A 251-nucleotide genomic window follows, 5' to 3' on the forward strand; every position below is an offset into this window, starting at 1 on the left:
GATTTATATTGCCTCTTATACTCTCGCCTTGTAGTAACGCCTAGTGCTTGTATTGCTTTTTTAGCATCAGATAATGTAGCGTAAAATTCTTTTTTTGTGCCAAGAAAGCTCTCCCAACCTTCCCATTCATTTTTATAGATTTTATTGGGCGTATTAAATAGCAGCGGATCTTCTTTATATCTTAGTTTATATTCTTTGGAGGTTTTTACACCAAGCAATTGTGCATGTTTTTTGGCTAGTGCGTATTGTAG

At 35.1% G+C, this 251-nt stretch carries 1 protein-coding gene; it reads right to left on the bottom strand.

Going from position 1 to position 251, the window contains the following annotated elements; translation table 11 throughout:
* Window positions 1–251, bottom strand: a 251-nt coding sequence (locus AAEY62_RS23650; RefSeq protein WP_350636898.1) for an integrase repeat-containing protein, incomplete at both ends; no start/stop codon positions are given.

It is taken from the genome of Pseudoalteromonas sp. GW168-MNA-CIBAN-0100, assembly GCF_040309225.1.
Lineage (GTDB): Bacteria > Pseudomonadota > Gammaproteobacteria > Enterobacterales > Alteromonadaceae > Pseudoalteromonas > Pseudoalteromonas arctica.